Origin of the sequence: Bradyrhizobium sp. WBAH42 (assembly GCF_024585265.1) — a bacterium.
Taxonomy (GTDB): Bacteria; Pseudomonadota; Alphaproteobacteria; order Rhizobiales; family Xanthobacteraceae; genus Bradyrhizobium.
The window spans coordinates 5449334-5463981 of sequence record NZ_CP036533.1 but is presented as its reverse complement, the minus strand read 5'-3'; the positions used below and the strand labels follow the sequence as shown (position 1 = coordinate 5463981).

The window sequence follows — 14648 nt, the reverse complement described above, 5'->3', positions numbered from 1 at the left end:
CATACCATCTCGCCGGCCGCGGCCGGCGATGGCATTTGAATTTGGCCCTCGACTTTTCGGTCGGGGCCGACGGCGTCAGCCGATCGGCAGGCGCGTGATCGTGGGCCGCGTGTCGGCGACGATCTGCGGCTTGTGCTCGCGCTCGATGGCTTGCTGCGTCACCGGCAATTGCAGCACGGTCGCGCGCTGGCCTTCGACGAGCTGCGTCACCAGCACGTACTTGCCGTCCGGAAATTCGATCGCGTCATGATGGCGATCGGGAATGTGCGGGTCGATCTTGCCGAACTTGCCGACGCGGGAGTTGACGGTTCGCGTCCAGATCCAGCGGTTGTCATAGCGGACGTTATCGGCGAAAGCGAGCTCCGTTCCCGGCAGCAGACAGACCGCGACGGAGAGATCGGCTTCGGAGGCGAAGCCGCGCGTCGAGGTGCCGCGGAAGGTTGTCGTGACGATCGTCTCGCCAACTTCGGCGGGGCGCGTCGCGACGGCATGCAGGCTATAGTCACACATCGGGTGCTCCTCATACTGGGATAGCGACCCGCGTCTCTTTCGAGGCGCAGGCCTCTATCAGAGTGGAAGCCTCCAACGCTCTGCTCGGTTATGGGCAAATCTGCGGCTCGCATCCGCAGCACGCGATCACATTATCTTTCCCGGATTCGATAGGAACAAACCTCGCGTCCTTGCATTTGGCCCGCACTATCGGCGCTGTCGGCACAACTCTACCGGCGGAGCGAAATGGCCGCGTGTCCGCATGGGCGAGTGTCGCGCGGGAAGAGGCGCCGAACAGTCAGCGCAGAACCAGAAAGACCATCCAGCCGGAGCGGACAAGTATCCGCTCCAATCTTGGATCGACGATCGAAGCGCGCGTAGCGCTTACTTCCGGTATCAGTACTTCCGGTAAAGCCCGATCAGCTTGCCCTGGATCTTCACGCGGTTCGGCGGAAGAATGCGGACCTCGTAGGCGGCATTGGCGGGCTCGAGCGCGATCGAGGCGCCGCGGCGGCGGAAGCGCTTGAGCGTGGCCTCCTCGTCGTCGATCAGCGCCACCACGATGTCGCCGGTATTGGCGGTCTCGTTGCGCTGGATCAGCGCCATGTCGCCGTCGAGGATGCCGGCCTCGACCATCGAATCGCCGCGCACCTCGAGCGCGTAGTGCTCGCCGGAGCCGAGCATGTCCGGCGGGACGCTGATGGTGTGGCTGCGGGTCTGCAGCGCCTCGATCGGCGTGCCGGCCGCGATGCGGCCCATCACGGGCACCGCGACGGGGCGCTCGCCCTCATCCGCGGGCGGGCTGGAGCTCGCGCGCACCTTGCCGAGATTGCCCTCGATGACGCTCGGGGTGAAGCCGCGGCGATTGCCGGCTGCGGCCTGGAGCTCGGGCAGCTTGATCACCTCGATGGCACGGGCGCGGTTGGGCAGGCGGCGAATGAAGCCGCGCTCCTCGAGCGCAGTGATCAGGCGATGAATGCCTGACTTCGAGCGCAGGTCGAGCGCATCCTTCATCTCGTCGAAGGACGGCGGCACGCCGCTTTCCTTCAGACGTTCGCTGATGAACCGCAGAAGCTCGTATTGTTTGCGCGTCAACATCTCGACCAAAGTCCCCCGGTTGATGTCGTTCGATTCCGAGACGATGAAGTCGGCAATAAGCCGCTACATCCTCGAAACAAATCATGAACGGACACTATATGTTCGATATGTGTTCCGCAACTGCTTAATTTATGGTGAACGAGGCCGAACTCGCGGAATGCGTGCGGCCGGGCAGCTCAGACGGGCAGCCGCAGCACCTCGCAAGGTGTGCCGGCCTCGGCCTTCGGCGCGAACGGTGCGCGCACGAGAAGTACCTGTGCCGCAGAGAGATTCGCAAGCAGGGAGGAGTCCTGATGGCTGACGGGAAGGGCGACGCGCGTGCCGTCGTCGCGTACCTCCAGCCGCGCACGCAGATAATCCTCGCGCTGGTCGTTGGCGCCGAGATCGCGGCCCAGCACGGCGCGCTCGCGCTGATGATGAATCACAGAACCGCCCGACAGGGCCCGAATCAAGGGCACCATGAACAGGAAGGCGCACACGTATGACGACACGGGATTGCCGGGCAGGCCGATCACGCGCATCGCGCCGAGGCGACCATGCATCATCGGCTTGCCGGGCCGGATCGCGATCTTCCAGAACGCAATCTCGATGCCTTCGCCCTTGAGCGCCTGCTGGACCAGATCGTGGTCGCCGACCGACGCACCGCCGGTCGTGACCAGGATGTCGGCGCCGCTCTCGCGTGCGCGGCGGATGCCGGCGGACGTGGACTCCAGCGTATCGGCGGCAATTCCGAGGTCGATGGTCTCGGCGCCCTCGCTGCGGGCAAGGGCGTGCAGGGCATAGCCATTGGAATAGACGATCTGACCGGGACCAGGCGCGGTGCCCGGCATGACCAGCTCGTCGCCGGTGGCGAGAATCGCGACCCTCGGGCGGCGGATAACGGCGAGATGAGGATGATTCATTCCGGCGGCGAGGGCGAGATCGCGCTCGGTGAGACGGATTCCCTTGCGCAGCAGCACGTCGCCTTCGCGGAAGTCGATGCCCGCAGGGCGGATGTGCCGGCCACAAATTGCGGCTTCCTTGATCGTGACATGCGTGCCGTCGGCAATTGTGTCCTCCTGGATCACGACGGCATCGGCGCCGTCGGGAACGACGCCGCCGGTGAAGATCCGCACGGCTTCGCCGGGGCCGACCCTTCCCGCGAACGGCCGACCCGCCGCGACCTCACCGACGACGGTCAGCCTGGTCTCGATGGCCGCGTCGGACGCGCGCACGGCATAGCCGTCCATCGCCGACATCGCCTCCGGCGGCTGCGTACGCCGCGCCGCGACATCGTGCGCGAGCACACGATGGTGGGCCTCGTCGAGGCGAACCATCTCTTCAGCCAGCGGCTCGGCGCCGGTCAGCACCGCGGCGAGCGCGTCAGAAACCGGCATCAGGGCCACGGGCGAACTCCGCAACAAATCAGGACTCGGTCGGCAAGTTCTAGCTGAGCGGAGGGACTGAAGCAAAAAGGCCTCCCTGGCCAGCAAGAAGCCACACTTCCTTTCGGTCTCGGGTCGGCTTATCTTCTGTCCATGACAAAACTGCTCGAAAAGGCGCTCAAGGCCGTGCGGCAGCTTCCTGCGGATAGCCAGGACGAGATCGCGCGCGCCATGTTGGCTTTGAGCGACGGCGGAGAGGAGGCTGAGGAAATGGATCCCGGCCACCTTGCGGCGGTCCTCGAGGGGCTCACACAAGCGAACCTCCGGCAATTTGCGTCTGACGCCGAGATCGAAGCAGCCTTTCGCCGCTTCGAGCGATGAGGCTCAGATTTACGCAACGCGCGGCCAAGGATCTGATTGAGATTGCCGACTATGTCAGGGAGCACAGCCCGCAAGGTGCATTGCGCGTGCGCGCTGCGATTCTTGAATCGCTTCAAAATCTCGTTCGCTTTCCACGGCTTGGAAGACCGCAGAAGGTCGAGGGCGTACGCAAGCTGGTAACGCGGCGGTACCCTTATCTGGTCTACTACCGGCTGGAAGTAGAGGCTGGCGAAATCGTCATTCTCGCGATCAAGCATCCCGCGCAGGAACGAGAACACTCGGATATTTGAGCTGGCTCAACTCCGCCGCGGCATGATGCGGAAGGCGAGGCAGACCGGAACGAGGATAGCCATGGCAAGGACGAGAATGACGAGCGCCACGGCCAACATCGGTCAACGCTCCGTCGGATCGCCCGGACTGAAATCCGCGACGTCGGGCGCCTTGGGGCCCTGATCCTTGTCGGGCAGCGGATCGGCCTGGGATTTCAGGTCGGCGGCCTTGCTGATCAGTTTGGCGGAGAGGTCAGAATCCGAGGTGGTTCTGGCGAATTCGAGCAGGAGAGAAGCCTGCTTGGTGAGATAGGTCTTGCCCAGCACGTCGATCAGTCCAATGTAGAAGGCCCAACGGACTCATGAGTCCGAAGGGTGGTATTCCGTTCCCGGAACTCTGTATAAAAATGCACAAAGTGATTGGGTTCCTCATTCCCTGCAGATTTAGCGCCTGGAACTGAGCACGCTCCGGGCTTCCTGCGGCTCAGATCCCCAGCGCTTTCAATGCGTTCCCGACGTCGCGCGGCGAGGTGACATGCACGGCGGTCAAGCCACGTGCCCGCGCTCCCTCGACGTTCTCGGCGAGGTCATCGAAGAAGACGATGCGCTCGGCCGGGACGCCGATCGCCGCGACGACATGGTCGAACGCCTCGGCATCCGGCTTGCGCAGGCCGATGCTGGAGGACAGATACAGCTCGCGGAAATGGCCGAGCAGACCGGCATATTCCTTCGAGAAATAGTCGACGTGCGGCCGATTGGTGTTGGAGAAGGCGTAGAGCGGCATCCGCTTCGCCGCGCGCGGCAACAGTTCGGCGATATCGGGCATCTCACCGGCGAAGATCGCGTTCCAGCCTTCCAGGAACTGCGCATCCGAGATACCGATCCCGAGCGAGGATCGGAGCGAGGCGAAATAGTCCGCGTCGCTGATCTTGCCCATTTCGTGCAGGCGGTAGGCCTCGTCGCGCACATAGCGCGCGATGATGGCCTCGGGCTGGCAGCCGGCATGTCCCGCCCAGCAGGCGATCGCCTTCGAGAAGTCGATGTCGAGCACCACGCGCCCGAGGTCGAACAGCAGCGCATCCGCGCTGCCGGGAGAGAGCGATGTCATTGCGTCCTTTTCACTTCAGTATGCTCAGTAACGATAGGGATCGTGGTCGAACAGCGGGAACGCGCTGAACACGCTGGGCGCGTTGGTGGCGGTCGCCGGATGCAGGCAGGACTTGTCGATCTCGGCGAATGAGGTGGCGCCCAGGAGGCCGAGGCAGCGCAGCACCTCGTCTTCGAGCAGCTCCAGCATCCGCGCGACACCGGCTTCGCCAGCTGCGGCCAGCGCCCAGCATTGCAGCCGGCCGATGCCGACGAGGTCGGCGCCCGCCGCGATCGCCTTGACGATGTCGGTGCCCCGGCAGAAGCCGCCGTCGACCATGATCTTCGCGCGGCCCTTCACGGCGTCGACGATCTCCGGCAGGACGTGCATGGCACCGCGGCCGTGGTCGAGCTGGCGGCCGCCATGATTGGAGACGTAGATCCATTCGACGCCGTGATCGAGCGCGATCTGTGCGTCCTCGGCGGTGGCGATGCCCTTGAGGATCAGCGGAATCTTGAACTTGTCCTTGATCATCTTCACGGTCCGCCACTCCAGGCCCTTCTGGAAATCGCCGCCGGTGGCGCGCAGGCGGCTTTCGCGAACGTAGCGCTTGGCGATGTCACGTTCACGACGGCTGTAATGGGCGGTGTCGACGGTCAGGCAGAAGGCGGCATAAGCGTTCTTCTCGGCCCGGCTGACGACGTCGGCGACGAAGGCATCGTCGCCGCGGACATAGAGCTGATAGAGACGCAGTGCATCAGGGGCAGCCTCGGCGGTCTTCTCGAGACCGGGCTCGGACACCGAGCTCAGCATGTGCGCCGCGCCGAACGTGCCTGCAGCGCGCGCGACGCTCGCCGCGCCGTCCGGATCGAAGATCTCGAGTGCGCCGACGGGAGCCAGCACCACCGGCAGCCGCACCTTGCGGCCGAACTGCTCGACGCTGCCATCGACCTTGCGCACGTCGCGCAGCACGCGCGGGCGGAAGGCGATCTCGTCGAGCGCCATGCGGTTGCGCCGCATCGTGGTCTCGGTCTCGGCGGCGCCGACGATGTAGTCCCAGGCATTCTGGTTGAGGTTGGCGCGCGCCTTCCTGACGAACTCGTGCAGGTTCTGGAACGGCTCGTCGCTGGCACCGAGCTCGACATTCCGTTCCGGCCGGATGCGGGGCGCTTCATTCATTGTTGTCCTCCCGAGAATTTGAAGTCTTATCGCCATCGCCTATCGCGTCCGGCCCTCCAAAACCATCCTAAAATCGCATAGCTGCGAGGCGTGGGCGGCCCGACCGCTGTCGTCTTGCGTCGAAACAGTTTCGGAACGTTGCCAAAAGTTTAGGCCAAGGCGAAGGGATTTCTTCGGTCGACCCGCCTGTGTGGCGTCCCGGCCTTGAAGAAACCAGAATGGTATTGTGAGAGATGGGCTGGATCGCCATTTGCATGGCGCGTCCCAGCCTCAAGAGAACCGCCAAGCAAAAGGCACCCTCATCCATGCGGAAATCCCTGCTGTTCCCCCTGGGCGCGCTCACCGGAGCGTGTCTGACCCTTCTGGTAGCCAGCCCGCAGGGCGGCGTATGGGCGGCGCGGGCGGCAGTGAGCGCGGATGATGCCTATGCCCAACTCAATCTGTTCGGCGCGGTGTTCGAGCGGGTCAAGGCCAGCTATGTCGAGAAGCCCGACAATGCCAAGCTGATCGAGGGTGCGATCACCGGCATGGTGACCTCGCTCGACCCGCATTCGCGCTACATGAATGCCAAGGCCTGGACCGAGATGCAGGAGACCACCTCCGGCGAGTTCGGCGGCCTCGGTATCGAGGTCACGATGGAGGATGGCCTCGTCAAGGTCGTCTCGCCGATCGACGACACGCCGGCTTCGAAGGCCGGCATCATGTCCGGCGACCTCATCAGCAAGATCGACGGCGAGGCCGTGCAGGGCATGACGCTCGAGCAGGCGGTTAACAAGATGAAGGGGCCGGTCGACACCAAGACCAAGCTCACCATCATCCGCAAGGGCGCGGATGCGCCGCTCGACGTCGCGATCACGCGTGAGATCATCCATGTGCGCCCGGTGCGCTTCCACGTCGAGAACGGCGACATCGGCTATATCCGCATCACCTCTTTCAACGAGCAGACCACCGACGGCCTGAAGAAGGCGATCGCCTCGGTCTCCAAGCAGGTCCCGCAGGAGAAGCTCGCCGGCTATGTGGTGGACCTGCGCAACAATCCTGGCGGCCTGCTCGACCAGGCCGTGTCGGTGTCGAGCGCCTTCCTGCAGCGCGGCGAGGTCGTCTCGACCCGCGGCCGCTCTCCGGAAGAGACGCAGCGCTTCACCGCCCATGGCGGCGACCTCACCAAGGGCAAGCCGCTGGTGGTGCTGGTCAACGGCGGCTCGGCCTCGGCCTCCGAGATCGTCGCCGGCGCACTGCATGATCACAAGCGCGCGACGATCATTGGCACGCGCTCGTTCGGCAAGGGCTCGGTGCAGACCATCATTCCGCTCGGCGCCGACCACGGCGCGCTGGCGCTGACCACGGCACGCTACTACACGCCGTGGGGCCGCTCGATCCAGGCCCAGGGCATCGCGCCCGACATCGAGATCCTCCAGGACGTGCCGCCCGAGCTGAAGGGACGGATGGACACCATGGCGGAGTCTCAGATGCGCGGCCATCTGTCGGCGGCCGACGGCAGCGAGCAGACCGGGTCGCAGTCCTACGTTCCGCCGGAAGAGAAGGACGACAAGGCCCTGCACGCGGCCTACGATTTCCTCCATGGCGTCACCGCAAATGCCGTCGCCGCCAAACCTGCGACCAAGGCTGCAGTGCCGAACTAGACCTTACGAGCTCTACAGATAATGGATCGCCCGGGAGCGGATGGCCGCTTCCGGGCGATTTCGTTTGCAGCGCCGTCCCAGTTCGGGATCGCGGCACGGCAAGCCTTGGTCATTGCGGCTTCTTCGCGCCGGTATGGTGCGGGACTTCCGTCTTCGGCCCGCCACCATAATGGTGGCTGCCCCCGGAACCGCTGGTCGTTCCGCCGTCGCTCTCCTTCTTGCCCATGTGATGGGGGACCTCGGTCTTCGGTCCGCCCGAATAGTGATGGCCGTTCTTCTCGTCGGTCGCGCTCTTCTGCGCCATCGCGGGCAGCGCAACGAAGGACATGATCGCGGCCGCGATGATCAGCTTGCGGTGACTCATTTGGTTTCTCCTGTTCGAATTCATCAAGTGGTGCCAATCAAGTCCCGGTGGCTTGATCGAGCCGCAACCAAACCCGGAGTGCGATCGTCCGGGTTGAGCAAGATCAACATGCCGATGCGCATGCCGAGTGCTGAGATGTGAAGACTCGTCGAGTTGCTGCAGGCGACGCGAAGCGGCGATCTTCTTACAGAAAAAAATCTTAAGCCGACGCGCGAAATCGTAACCTCGTGCAATGCCCTCAAGCATGTCGCTCGGGGGGCATGTAGTCATCGGCAGGTGAACTGCCGATGGAGGACGAGATCCATCTCGATTTATTACGCGATTGAACCACAAAAAGAATTTGCTGGTGCGTCGGCCGGCTTTGATGTCCGTCAAGCGGGCAACAACGACGCAACCTAGCGTGCCGGCTCGAACGAGCGACGACGAGGTTGCGATCCGAAATGGCGATCGTAATGATGGAGAACGTGCGGTTGACTGAAGAGACGGTTAACGACCCCGCGCAGCCCCTGCAAGTTATGCTTCTGTTGCGTCGTCGGCTGTGGGAGACGATCACGATCAGATCCGTGCTGGTCGTGCCGCGGCGCGATCTGCGTCTCGATCTTTTTCGCGGCCTCGCCAACTGGCTGATCTTTCTCGGGCACATTCCGGATTCCGCGCTGGTCTGGTTCACGACACGCAATTACGGCTTCAGCGACGGCGCCGATCTGTTCGTGCTGATCTCCGGCTACACCGCGACCTTCGTGTTCGGCGCGATGATGATGGAGCGTGGCTTCGTCATCGGAGCAACCCGGCTGCTGCGGCGGGTGTGGCAGCTCTATGTCGCTCACCTGCTGTTGTTCTTCGTCTATCTCACGGCCGTGCACTACATCGCGCACAGGTACGACGATCTGCATTTGATGGATCAGTTCAACGTCGCGCCGCTGATGAATTTTCCGGTCGAGACGCTCGCACAGGGCCTGATCCTCAAGTTCAAGCCGCTCAATCTCGACGTGCTGCCTCTCTACATCGTGCTGATGGCCGCGTTTCCCGCCGTGCAGTGGGTCATGCTGCGCTGGCGCAACGCGGTGATGATCGGCTCGCTCGGTCTGTATCTGGCGGCCCGCCATTGCGGATGGAATTTGCCGTCCTATCCGGCTGGAGTCTGGTACTTCAATCCGTTCGCCTGGCAATTGCTGTTCGTCTTCGGCGCCTGGCTGGCCTTGGGAGGGGCGGCCGCGAGCCGCTGGCTGCTGTCGTCCCGCACGGCGTTCGCCTTCAGCTGTGCCGTCCTGCTCTTTGCGCTGGTCGTGACGCTGGCCGAACGAATCCCGGGACTGCGCGATTCCGTCCCTGAAGGGCTCGCCGCGATCTTCATTCCGAACGACAAGACCAATCTCGGTCCCTATCGTCTCATCCATCTGGCGAGCCTGATGCTCATCGTCGTCCGGCTCATCCCGATCGACTGGCCGGGCCTCAAGTCGCTGCTGCTGCAGCCCTTGATCAGATGCGGCCAGCAATCGTTGTCGGTGTTCTGCGTCGGCCTGTTTCTGTCCTTCGTCGCGCATTTCGTGATCGAGTCGGGCTCCGAGGGAATATGGACGCAGCTGATCGTCGGTGCAGGGGGTCTGTGGATCATGACGATCATCGCCTATTACCGGACGTGGTCGAAGGATGTCGACAGGAGCCGCTCGGCCCAGGAGACGGGCGGATGATGACGTCCGGGCTGATCTCGCGGAAGAGACCATCAAGCCGCGTGGCACGTCCGTGCGTAAGAGCCGGAGAAGCTTCGCGTCCATAAGGCTTGACTGCCGCGCGCCTCGTCGTCTGATCGCCGACCTCGACGGTCAGATGACCAACTGAACCAAACCTGGAGAATGAACATGAACTCGAGAAATGTCGTCATGAGCGCAGCCACGTTCGCCGTGCTCGTCCTGGGGGCGGTTGTGCTGTCGCCGGCATACTCCGCCGATCCTGCTCGGATCGCGATGATGGATGACGACAAGATGAAGAGGCCCGATCCCTCGGATTCCGGCAGCAAGATGAACACGGGCCAGCCGGCAGGGCAATCTCAGAGCATGGGCGGCGGCCGGATGAACGACGACAAGATGAAGATGTCGCCGCAAGGCCAGATGCGGGACTGCCAGGGTGCGGGCTGTCAGGAGAACTCCGGCATGATGCAGATGATGCCGATGATGATGCAGATGATGGAGAAGATGATGCGCGGCCAGATGAGCCCATCCGGCGGCAGCGGTGGAATGAGCGGTCCGGCGGACGTGACCGAGCGGCTCGAAGGGCGGATCGCTTTCCTGAAGGCGGAGCTGCAGATCAGCGACAAGCAGAGTGCAGACTGGAATAACGTCGCGGACGCATTGCGGTCGAGCCGGCAGCACCTCCTGGAAGCGCGCAAGATGCTCGTCATGGACGACAAGCTCGGCGGTGCGGATCGTCTGGAGCACTACGAGCGGCATCTGTCCGAGCGTCTGGAGGCGATCAAGTCGGCTCGCTCGGCCTTCACGCGGCTCTACGCGTCGCTGAACGAAAGTCAGAAGCAGACCGCCGATACGATCCTGCTGCCTCTGATCGCATCGTTCTGACCGCCGATGTGAACGCGCAAGATCATGTCCGGTCCGATCCTTCGATGTCGCTTCGGCCTGCTTGCGCTGGGCATCCTGGCGAGCCAGCTCGCCGCGATGGCCGCGCCGGCATCCGACGTCGGCCGCGGCGTAACAGCTGCCGCCGAAAGGTTCGCGCAGCCTTGGAAGGTCGCGGATGCTGAGGGCGATCACGCGGCGCACCATCCCGCCGGGGCCGGCGGCGAGGCGAGGCCGGAGCCGGAGGGATCGGCCGGTCCGAGCGATGGATACGCGGCTGGCGGGTCGCCCGCCGCTTCGTCCGCCGGAATGATGGGCGGAATGGACGGCATGATGGGCCGGCCGCGCAAGGCGTTCTATCCGGCATTGATGGAGATGCCGGCGCTGTCTGCCGAGCAGAGGAGCAGCCTGGAGAGCGAGGCGCACGCGCGGATCGGCGCCGAGACCGATCGCCTGGCGGATGCCGAAACGAACCTGCGGCACGCCATCGCCGGCGGCGACATCGCCGCCGCCGATCAGGCCTCGCGCCGGCTTCGCGAGTCCCTGAACGCGGTCCAGAGCGGCGTGGTCGCGCTGCGTTCGCTTCACGAAGGCAAACCGCTACAGCAGATCGCGCAGGCCTGGTTCAAGTCGCAAATGAATCTGCCGTCTGCCCGAAGCACTGTGGATGCGGATGACGGCGCGACCGGGATCTCCTGGTTTCACGTCACCACCATGGCGCTGCTGGCGCTGTTTTCGGTGGGGATGCTCGCCGTTTACATCGCGCGCATGCGCCGGGCGAACGCGCTCGTCGACCGGCTGACGCGCGTGGCAGTCGCTCCGGCTGCGGTCACGCCAATCATAACCACTGTAACCACGCCAGCCGCCAGTCCGCTGAACGACATCGGCGGAACGACGACTTCCGGGGATACAGACCGCCGACCGCCGCGCGGTGCGGCGAGTAGCCCCTGGAAGGGCAAGCTGAGGGTCTGCGCGATTTATCGGGAGACGCCTGACGTGAAGACCTTCCGTCTGCAGGCGGCGGAGGGTGGTACGATTCCATTTGCGTTCCTGCCCGGGCAGTTCCTGACCTATGCCATCGAGGTTGACGGACAGACGGTCAGGCGTTCCTACACGATCGCCTCGTCCGCGGCGCAGACCGCCTATGTCGAGACCACGATCAAGCGCCAGGAAGGCGGGCTGCTGTCCGACTACATGCACGGCCAGCTGAAGGAGGGGGACCTCGTCGAGGTCACGGGCCCGTCCGGCGCCTTTACGTTCACGGGCACGGAGGCCGACAGCGTCGTCCTGATCGGTGGCGGGGTCGGCATCACGCCGTTGATGGCGGCGATCCGCTATCTCTCGGACATCGCCTGGCCCGGCCAGATTTACCTCATCTACGGCGCACAGACGACCGAGCAGTTCATCTTCCGGGACGAATTGGAATACCTGCAGCGCAGGATGGACAACCTGCACGTCGCGGCCACGATGATGCGGGCCTCAGGCACGTCCTGGATGGGACGCGAGGGGCAGATCACGGCCGAATTCCTGATACAGGCGGTGCCGGATCTTGCGAAGCGGCGCGTTCATCTGTGCGGTCCGCCCGGAATGATGGATGCGCTCCGCAAAACCCTGATCGGCCTCGGCGTGCCGGGCGAGCAGATCAAGACCGAAGCCTTCGGGCCGGCCCGCGGCGCCGTTCCACCGGCCGGCAAGGCCGCCAGCGAAGCGCAAATGGCGGAAGGAGAAGCGGGCAACCGAGGGGCCGCAGCAGTCGGTCCGGCAACGGCGACCATTCGCTTCGCCAAATCCGGCAAGATGGCGGCGCTGCCGCCGGACAAGAGCGTGCTGGAGGTTGCCGAGAGCGCTGGCGTTGCGATCGACTATTCCTGCAGGGCAGGGGTCTGCGGCGTCTGCAAGACGCATCTGTTGCAAGGCAACGTGACGATGGAGGTCCAGGACGCCCTGACCGCGGAGGACAAGGCGAACGGTCTCATCCTGGCCTGCCAGGCGAGATCGGTCGGGGATCTGGTCGTCGAGGTCTGAGATGTTGACCGGGAGAGAGCGCCTGATCGCCGACGCCGTGCTGGCGGCCCTGCTGCTGCTGGCGCCGGCTTTCGTGCTTCACTCAGACAGCCGTTTTGCCGGAAGCCTCGCCGGCTTCATCCTCGGCGCGTTCGCGGCCGCGCTGATGATCCTGCTTCTCGCCTATCCCATGACCAAATACAGCACGAGGCTCAAGGCCCTCGTCACGCGATGCGTGTCGATGCCGACGCTCCTGGCGTTTCACGCCTATGCCGGGATCGTCGCTGCATTCCTCGCGCTGCTGCATACCGGGCACAAGCTCCAGAGTCCGCTCGGGATCGCCCTTCTGACCAGCATGCTGATTGTGGTTGTCACCGGATTCGTCGGCCGCTATTACCTGCCGCAGACCGCGATGGAGCTGCGCCAGCAGCAGTCGCACCTGGCGACCTTGAGGTCGGCCTATGAGCGCTGCGCAGCGGCGATGTCCCCCGATCGGGATCCGCGAGACGGGGGCGGGATGCATGCACTGGCGTTGCAGGACGTGCCGCTGCTGCAGCTCGTCGACGGCATTTCCGATCTCGAAACGGCGATCGGATCGAGCGAGGCGGTCAAGGCGATCTTCATGCAGTGGATCGGGCTCCACGTCCTGGCGGCGATCGTCATGTACGCGCTGCTCGCGGTGCACGTGGCCACCGAGGTCTATTATGGGCTGCGGTGGCTCGCGTGACTGTCAGGGGCGTGCTCTATGTCGTGGTCGCGACCCTTGCGGTCGCGAGCGCGGCGGTCGCATCGATTGCCCTGTACCGGGGCAGCCCGGGACTCGTGCCGGGTTGGACAAGGCTCGTCAGTCCCGGGCCGCTGTCCGCCAAGCACGCATTTCTGGCCGACAGATGCGAGAGCTGCCATTCGCCGGTCAAAGGCGTCGAGGCAGCCGCCTGTATTACCTGTCATGCGCCTTCGGCCGCGGATCTCGCCAAGCAATCGACGGCGTTTCATGCCGTCATCGGCGGTCAGTGTTCCGGCTGCCATCGCGAGCACGCGGGCGACTCGCGTCCGATCCGGATGAACCATGCGTCATTGCTGCAAGTCACGATGGCGGCCTCCGGTAAGAGGGGGTTCGAGTGGAGCGCGGTCGATCAACTGAGAGCCGATCTGACGGAGTTTCTCGGACTGCCAAAGTCCGACTGGCCCGAAAGGGCCGCGCTCGATTGCGCCAACTGCCACAGCAACCGGGAGCCGCACCGCGGATTGTTTGGACGGGAATGCGCCGATTGCCATGCGCTGGCGTCCTGGAAAATCACGGGCTTCCTGCATCCGTCGCCAACCTCGAAAGACTGCGCCGAATGTCATAAGGCGCCGCCGAGCCACTATATGGACCATTTCATGATGGATCGGATGATTGCGGGACAGGAGCATGCATCGGTGGACCAATGCTTTTTGTGCCACACGACGGACTCATTCAATAACATCAAGAGCGTCGGCTGGATGAAGCACCATTGATGGTTGAACGCGACGCCGGTGGGCTTTCAACATTACGGGATCCGCGAAAAATATTTCATGGGCTGCTTGAGGTAGATGTCTTGCCGAAGCCGACAAATTCCGTGTGGCGCCAGGTCCGTCCCGCATGGCTGGCTCGGCATGCGCGCCGTTTTCTGTTGGCCGGCGATACAACCAGAGTTATATTTTCGAGGGCAAGCAGCGGTGCAGGAATGATTGGCTCGAGAAAGCCGAGGGGAAGGTGGTGGGGATGGCTTGTCGCCATGGCCTATCTGCTTGCGTCGATGACACCGTCGCTCGCCATCTCGGTCGCTCCACTCACTTCGATACCCTGCGAGCAGCCCGCGCATGCGCACGATCCAAGCAGTGCCGGATCGGCGGTGCATTCGCACGACGTTGCGAAAGACGGAGATTGTGACAACGAGCGGGACGAGCCCGGCGACCGGCATGCGGCCTGCTGTGGCTCGGTATTGTGCTTCAGCGCAGTGTCGCCTCAAGCACCTGGGATCGCGGAGTTCGTGTCGCCGCATTCGCGCTGCGAGGCGCACCCGGACGTGATCGGCGAGGAAGGCGCGTTCCGCCGCCACTATCGGCCCCCCATCGCCTGAGCTAGCTCCCGAAGATCGTACTGCGTCGCTCCAGGTCCGAGCGCGGATGGACACGTCTGTGACGGGTGCCGTACCCGGCGGATGATGGCGATGCG

16 protein-coding genes are annotated in these 14648 nt (G+C 64.0%); 9 read left to right on the top strand and 7 right to left on the bottom strand.

The window, feature by feature from the left end:
• Positions 1–75: 75 nt before the first annotated feature.
• The 3 genes from DCG74_RS25585 to glp form a co-directional block, all read right to left on the bottom strand.
• The gene (locus DCG74_RS25585; RefSeq protein WP_172783599.1) at positions 76–510 is read right to left on the bottom strand and encodes a hypothetical protein; all 435 of its coding nucleotides are present in this window, start codon (positions 508–510) and stop codon (positions 76–78) included.
• Between the two features lie 375 nt (positions 511–885).
• Positions 886–1587, bottom strand: a complete 702-nt coding sequence (lexA, locus tag DCG74_RS25580) for a transcriptional repressor LexA (RefSeq protein ID WP_036009965.1) — start codon at positions 1585–1587, stop codon at positions 886–888.
• Positions 1588–1763: 176 nt separating this feature from the next.
• Positions 1764–2972 (bottom strand): gephyrin-like molybdotransferase Glp, encoded by a 1209-nt coding sequence (gene glp, locus DCG74_RS25575; protein ID WP_172783600.1) that lies wholly within the window; start codon positions 2970–2972, stop codon positions 1764–1766.
• Positions 2973–3104: 132 nt separating this feature from the next.
• Here glp and DCG74_RS25570 point away from each other — a divergent pair, with 132 nt between their 5' ends.
• Positions 3105–3332: a hypothetical protein gene (locus DCG74_RS25570; protein WP_172783601.1), complete on the top strand. Its 228-nt coding sequence runs from the start codon at positions 3105–3107 to the stop codon at positions 3330–3332.
• Positions 3329–3622 carry a type II toxin-antitoxin system RelE/ParE family toxin gene (locus DCG74_RS25565; protein ID WP_172783602.1) on the top strand — a complete coding sequence of 98 codons (294 nt, stop codon included), beginning with the start codon at positions 3329–3331 and terminating at the stop codon, positions 3620–3622. Before DCG74_RS25570 ends, DCG74_RS25565 begins: the two co-directional genes overlap by 4 nt.
• A 102-nt stretch (positions 3623–3724) precedes the next feature.
• On the opposite strand, the gene DCG74_RS25560 is transcribed toward DCG74_RS25565, so the two are convergent.
• The 3 genes from DCG74_RS25560 to DCG74_RS25550 form a co-directional block, all read right to left on the bottom strand.
• Positions 3725–3928: a hypothetical protein gene (locus tag DCG74_RS25560; protein ID WP_128265692.1), complete on the bottom strand. Its 204-nt coding sequence runs from the start codon at positions 3926–3928 to the stop codon at positions 3725–3727.
• Positions 3929–4085: 157 nt separating this feature from the next.
• A complete protein-coding gene (locus tag DCG74_RS25555) occupies positions 4086–4709 on the bottom strand; it encodes an HAD family phosphatase (RefSeq protein ID WP_172783603.1) in 624 nt (207 codons plus the stop codon).
• A 24-nt stretch (positions 4710–4733) separates the two neighbouring features.
• Positions 4734–5867 (bottom strand): alpha-hydroxy acid oxidase, encoded by a 1134-nt coding sequence (locus tag DCG74_RS25550; RefSeq protein WP_172783604.1) that lies wholly within the window; start codon positions 5865–5867, stop codon positions 4734–4736.
• Between the two features lie 305 nt (positions 5868–6172).
• Between DCG74_RS25550 and DCG74_RS25545 the strand changes: the two genes are divergently transcribed.
• On the top strand, positions 6173–7510 hold the full coding sequence (locus tag DCG74_RS25545; RefSeq protein WP_172783605.1) for a S41 family peptidase: 1338 nt from the start codon (positions 6173–6175) through the stop codon (positions 7508–7510).
• 109 nt (positions 7511–7619) lie between these two features.
• On the opposite strand, the gene DCG74_RS25540 is transcribed toward DCG74_RS25545, so the two are convergent.
• On the bottom strand, positions 7620–7874 hold the full coding sequence (locus DCG74_RS25540) for a hypothetical protein (protein ID WP_172783606.1): 255 nt from the start codon (positions 7872–7874) through the stop codon (positions 7620–7622).
• 440 nt (positions 7875–8314) lie between these two features.
• On the opposite strand from DCG74_RS25540, the gene DCG74_RS25535 reads away from it, so the two are divergent.
• The 6 genes from DCG74_RS25535 to DCG74_RS25510 all read left to right on the top strand — a co-directional run bounded on the left by DCG74_RS25535 (position 8315) and on the right by DCG74_RS25510 (position 14553).
• On the top strand, positions 8315–9565 hold the full coding sequence (locus DCG74_RS25535) for an OpgC domain-containing protein (protein WP_246708705.1): 1251 nt from the start codon (positions 8315–8317) through the stop codon (positions 9563–9565).
• Positions 9566–9733: 168 nt separating this feature from the next.
• On the top strand, positions 9734–10447 hold the full coding sequence (locus DCG74_RS25530; protein ID WP_172783607.1) for a Spy/CpxP family protein refolding chaperone: 714 nt from the start codon (positions 9734–9736) through the stop codon (positions 10445–10447).
• A gap of 24 nt (positions 10448–10471) precedes the next feature.
• Positions 10472–12469: an FAD-binding oxidoreductase gene (locus DCG74_RS25525; RefSeq protein WP_172783608.1), complete on the top strand. Its 1998-nt coding sequence runs from the start codon at positions 10472–10474 to the stop codon at positions 12467–12469.
• A gap of 1 nt (position 12470) precedes the next feature.
• Positions 12471–13175, top strand: a complete 705-nt coding sequence (locus DCG74_RS25520; RefSeq protein WP_172783609.1) for an iron reductase — start codon at positions 12471–12473, stop codon at positions 13173–13175.
• Positions 13172–13948 (top strand): cytochrome c3 family protein, encoded by a 777-nt coding sequence (locus DCG74_RS25515; protein ID WP_172783610.1) that lies wholly within the window; start codon positions 13172–13174, stop codon positions 13946–13948. The genes DCG74_RS25520 and DCG74_RS25515 overlap by 4 nt, the downstream gene beginning before the upstream one ends.
• 260 nt (positions 13949–14208) lie before the next feature.
• Positions 14209–14553, top strand: a complete 345-nt coding sequence (locus DCG74_RS25510; protein ID WP_172783611.1) for a hypothetical protein — start codon at positions 14209–14211, stop codon at positions 14551–14553.
• Positions 14554–14648 lie beyond the last annotated feature (95 nt).

Excerpts from the sequence above, each read along its gene's own strand:
- DCG74_RS25585 (WP_172783599.1), bottom strand. The coding sequence starts at position 510 with ATGTGTGACTATAGCCTGCATGCCGTCGCGACGCGCCCCGCCGAAGTT.
- lexA (WP_036009965.1), bottom strand. The coding sequence starts at position 1,587 with ATGTTGACGCGCAAACAATACGAGCTTCTGCGGTTCATCAGCGAACGT.
- DCG74_RS25570 (WP_172783601.1), top strand. The coding sequence starts at position 3,105 with ATGACAAAACTGCTCGAAAAGGCGCTCAAGGCCGTGCGGCAGCTTCCT.
- DCG74_RS25565 (WP_172783602.1), top strand. The coding sequence starts at position 3,329 with ATGAGGCTCAGATTTACGCAACGCGCGGCCAAGGATCTGATTGAGATT.
- DCG74_RS25555 (WP_172783603.1), bottom strand. The coding sequence starts at position 4,709 with ATGACATCGCTCTCTCCCGGCAGCGCGGATGCGCTGCTGTTCGACCTC.
- DCG74_RS25550 (WP_172783604.1), bottom strand. The coding sequence starts at position 5,867 with ATGAATGAAGCGCCCCGCATCCGGCCGGAACGGAATGTCGAGCTCGGT.
- DCG74_RS25545 (WP_172783605.1), top strand. The coding sequence starts at position 6,173 with ATGCGGAAATCCCTGCTGTTCCCCCTGGGCGCGCTCACCGGAGCGTGT.
- DCG74_RS25540 (WP_172783606.1), bottom strand. The coding sequence starts at position 7,874 with ATGAGTCACCGCAAGCTGATCATCGCGGCCGCGATCATGTCCTTCGTT.
- DCG74_RS25535 (WP_246708705.1), top strand. The coding sequence starts at position 8,315 with ATGGCGATCGTAATGATGGAGAACGTGCGGTTGACTGAAGAGACGGTT.
- DCG74_RS25530 (WP_172783607.1), top strand. The coding sequence starts at position 9,734 with ATGAACTCGAGAAATGTCGTCATGAGCGCAGCCACGTTCGCCGTGCTC.
- DCG74_RS25525 (WP_172783608.1), top strand. The coding sequence starts at position 10,472 with ATGTCCGGTCCGATCCTTCGATGTCGCTTCGGCCTGCTTGCGCTGGGC.
- DCG74_RS25520 (WP_172783609.1), top strand. The coding sequence starts at position 12,471 with ATGTTGACCGGGAGAGAGCGCCTGATCGCCGACGCCGTGCTGGCGGCC.
- DCG74_RS25510 (WP_172783611.1), top strand. The coding sequence starts at position 14,209 with ATGGCCTATCTGCTTGCGTCGATGACACCGTCGCTCGCCATCTCGGTC.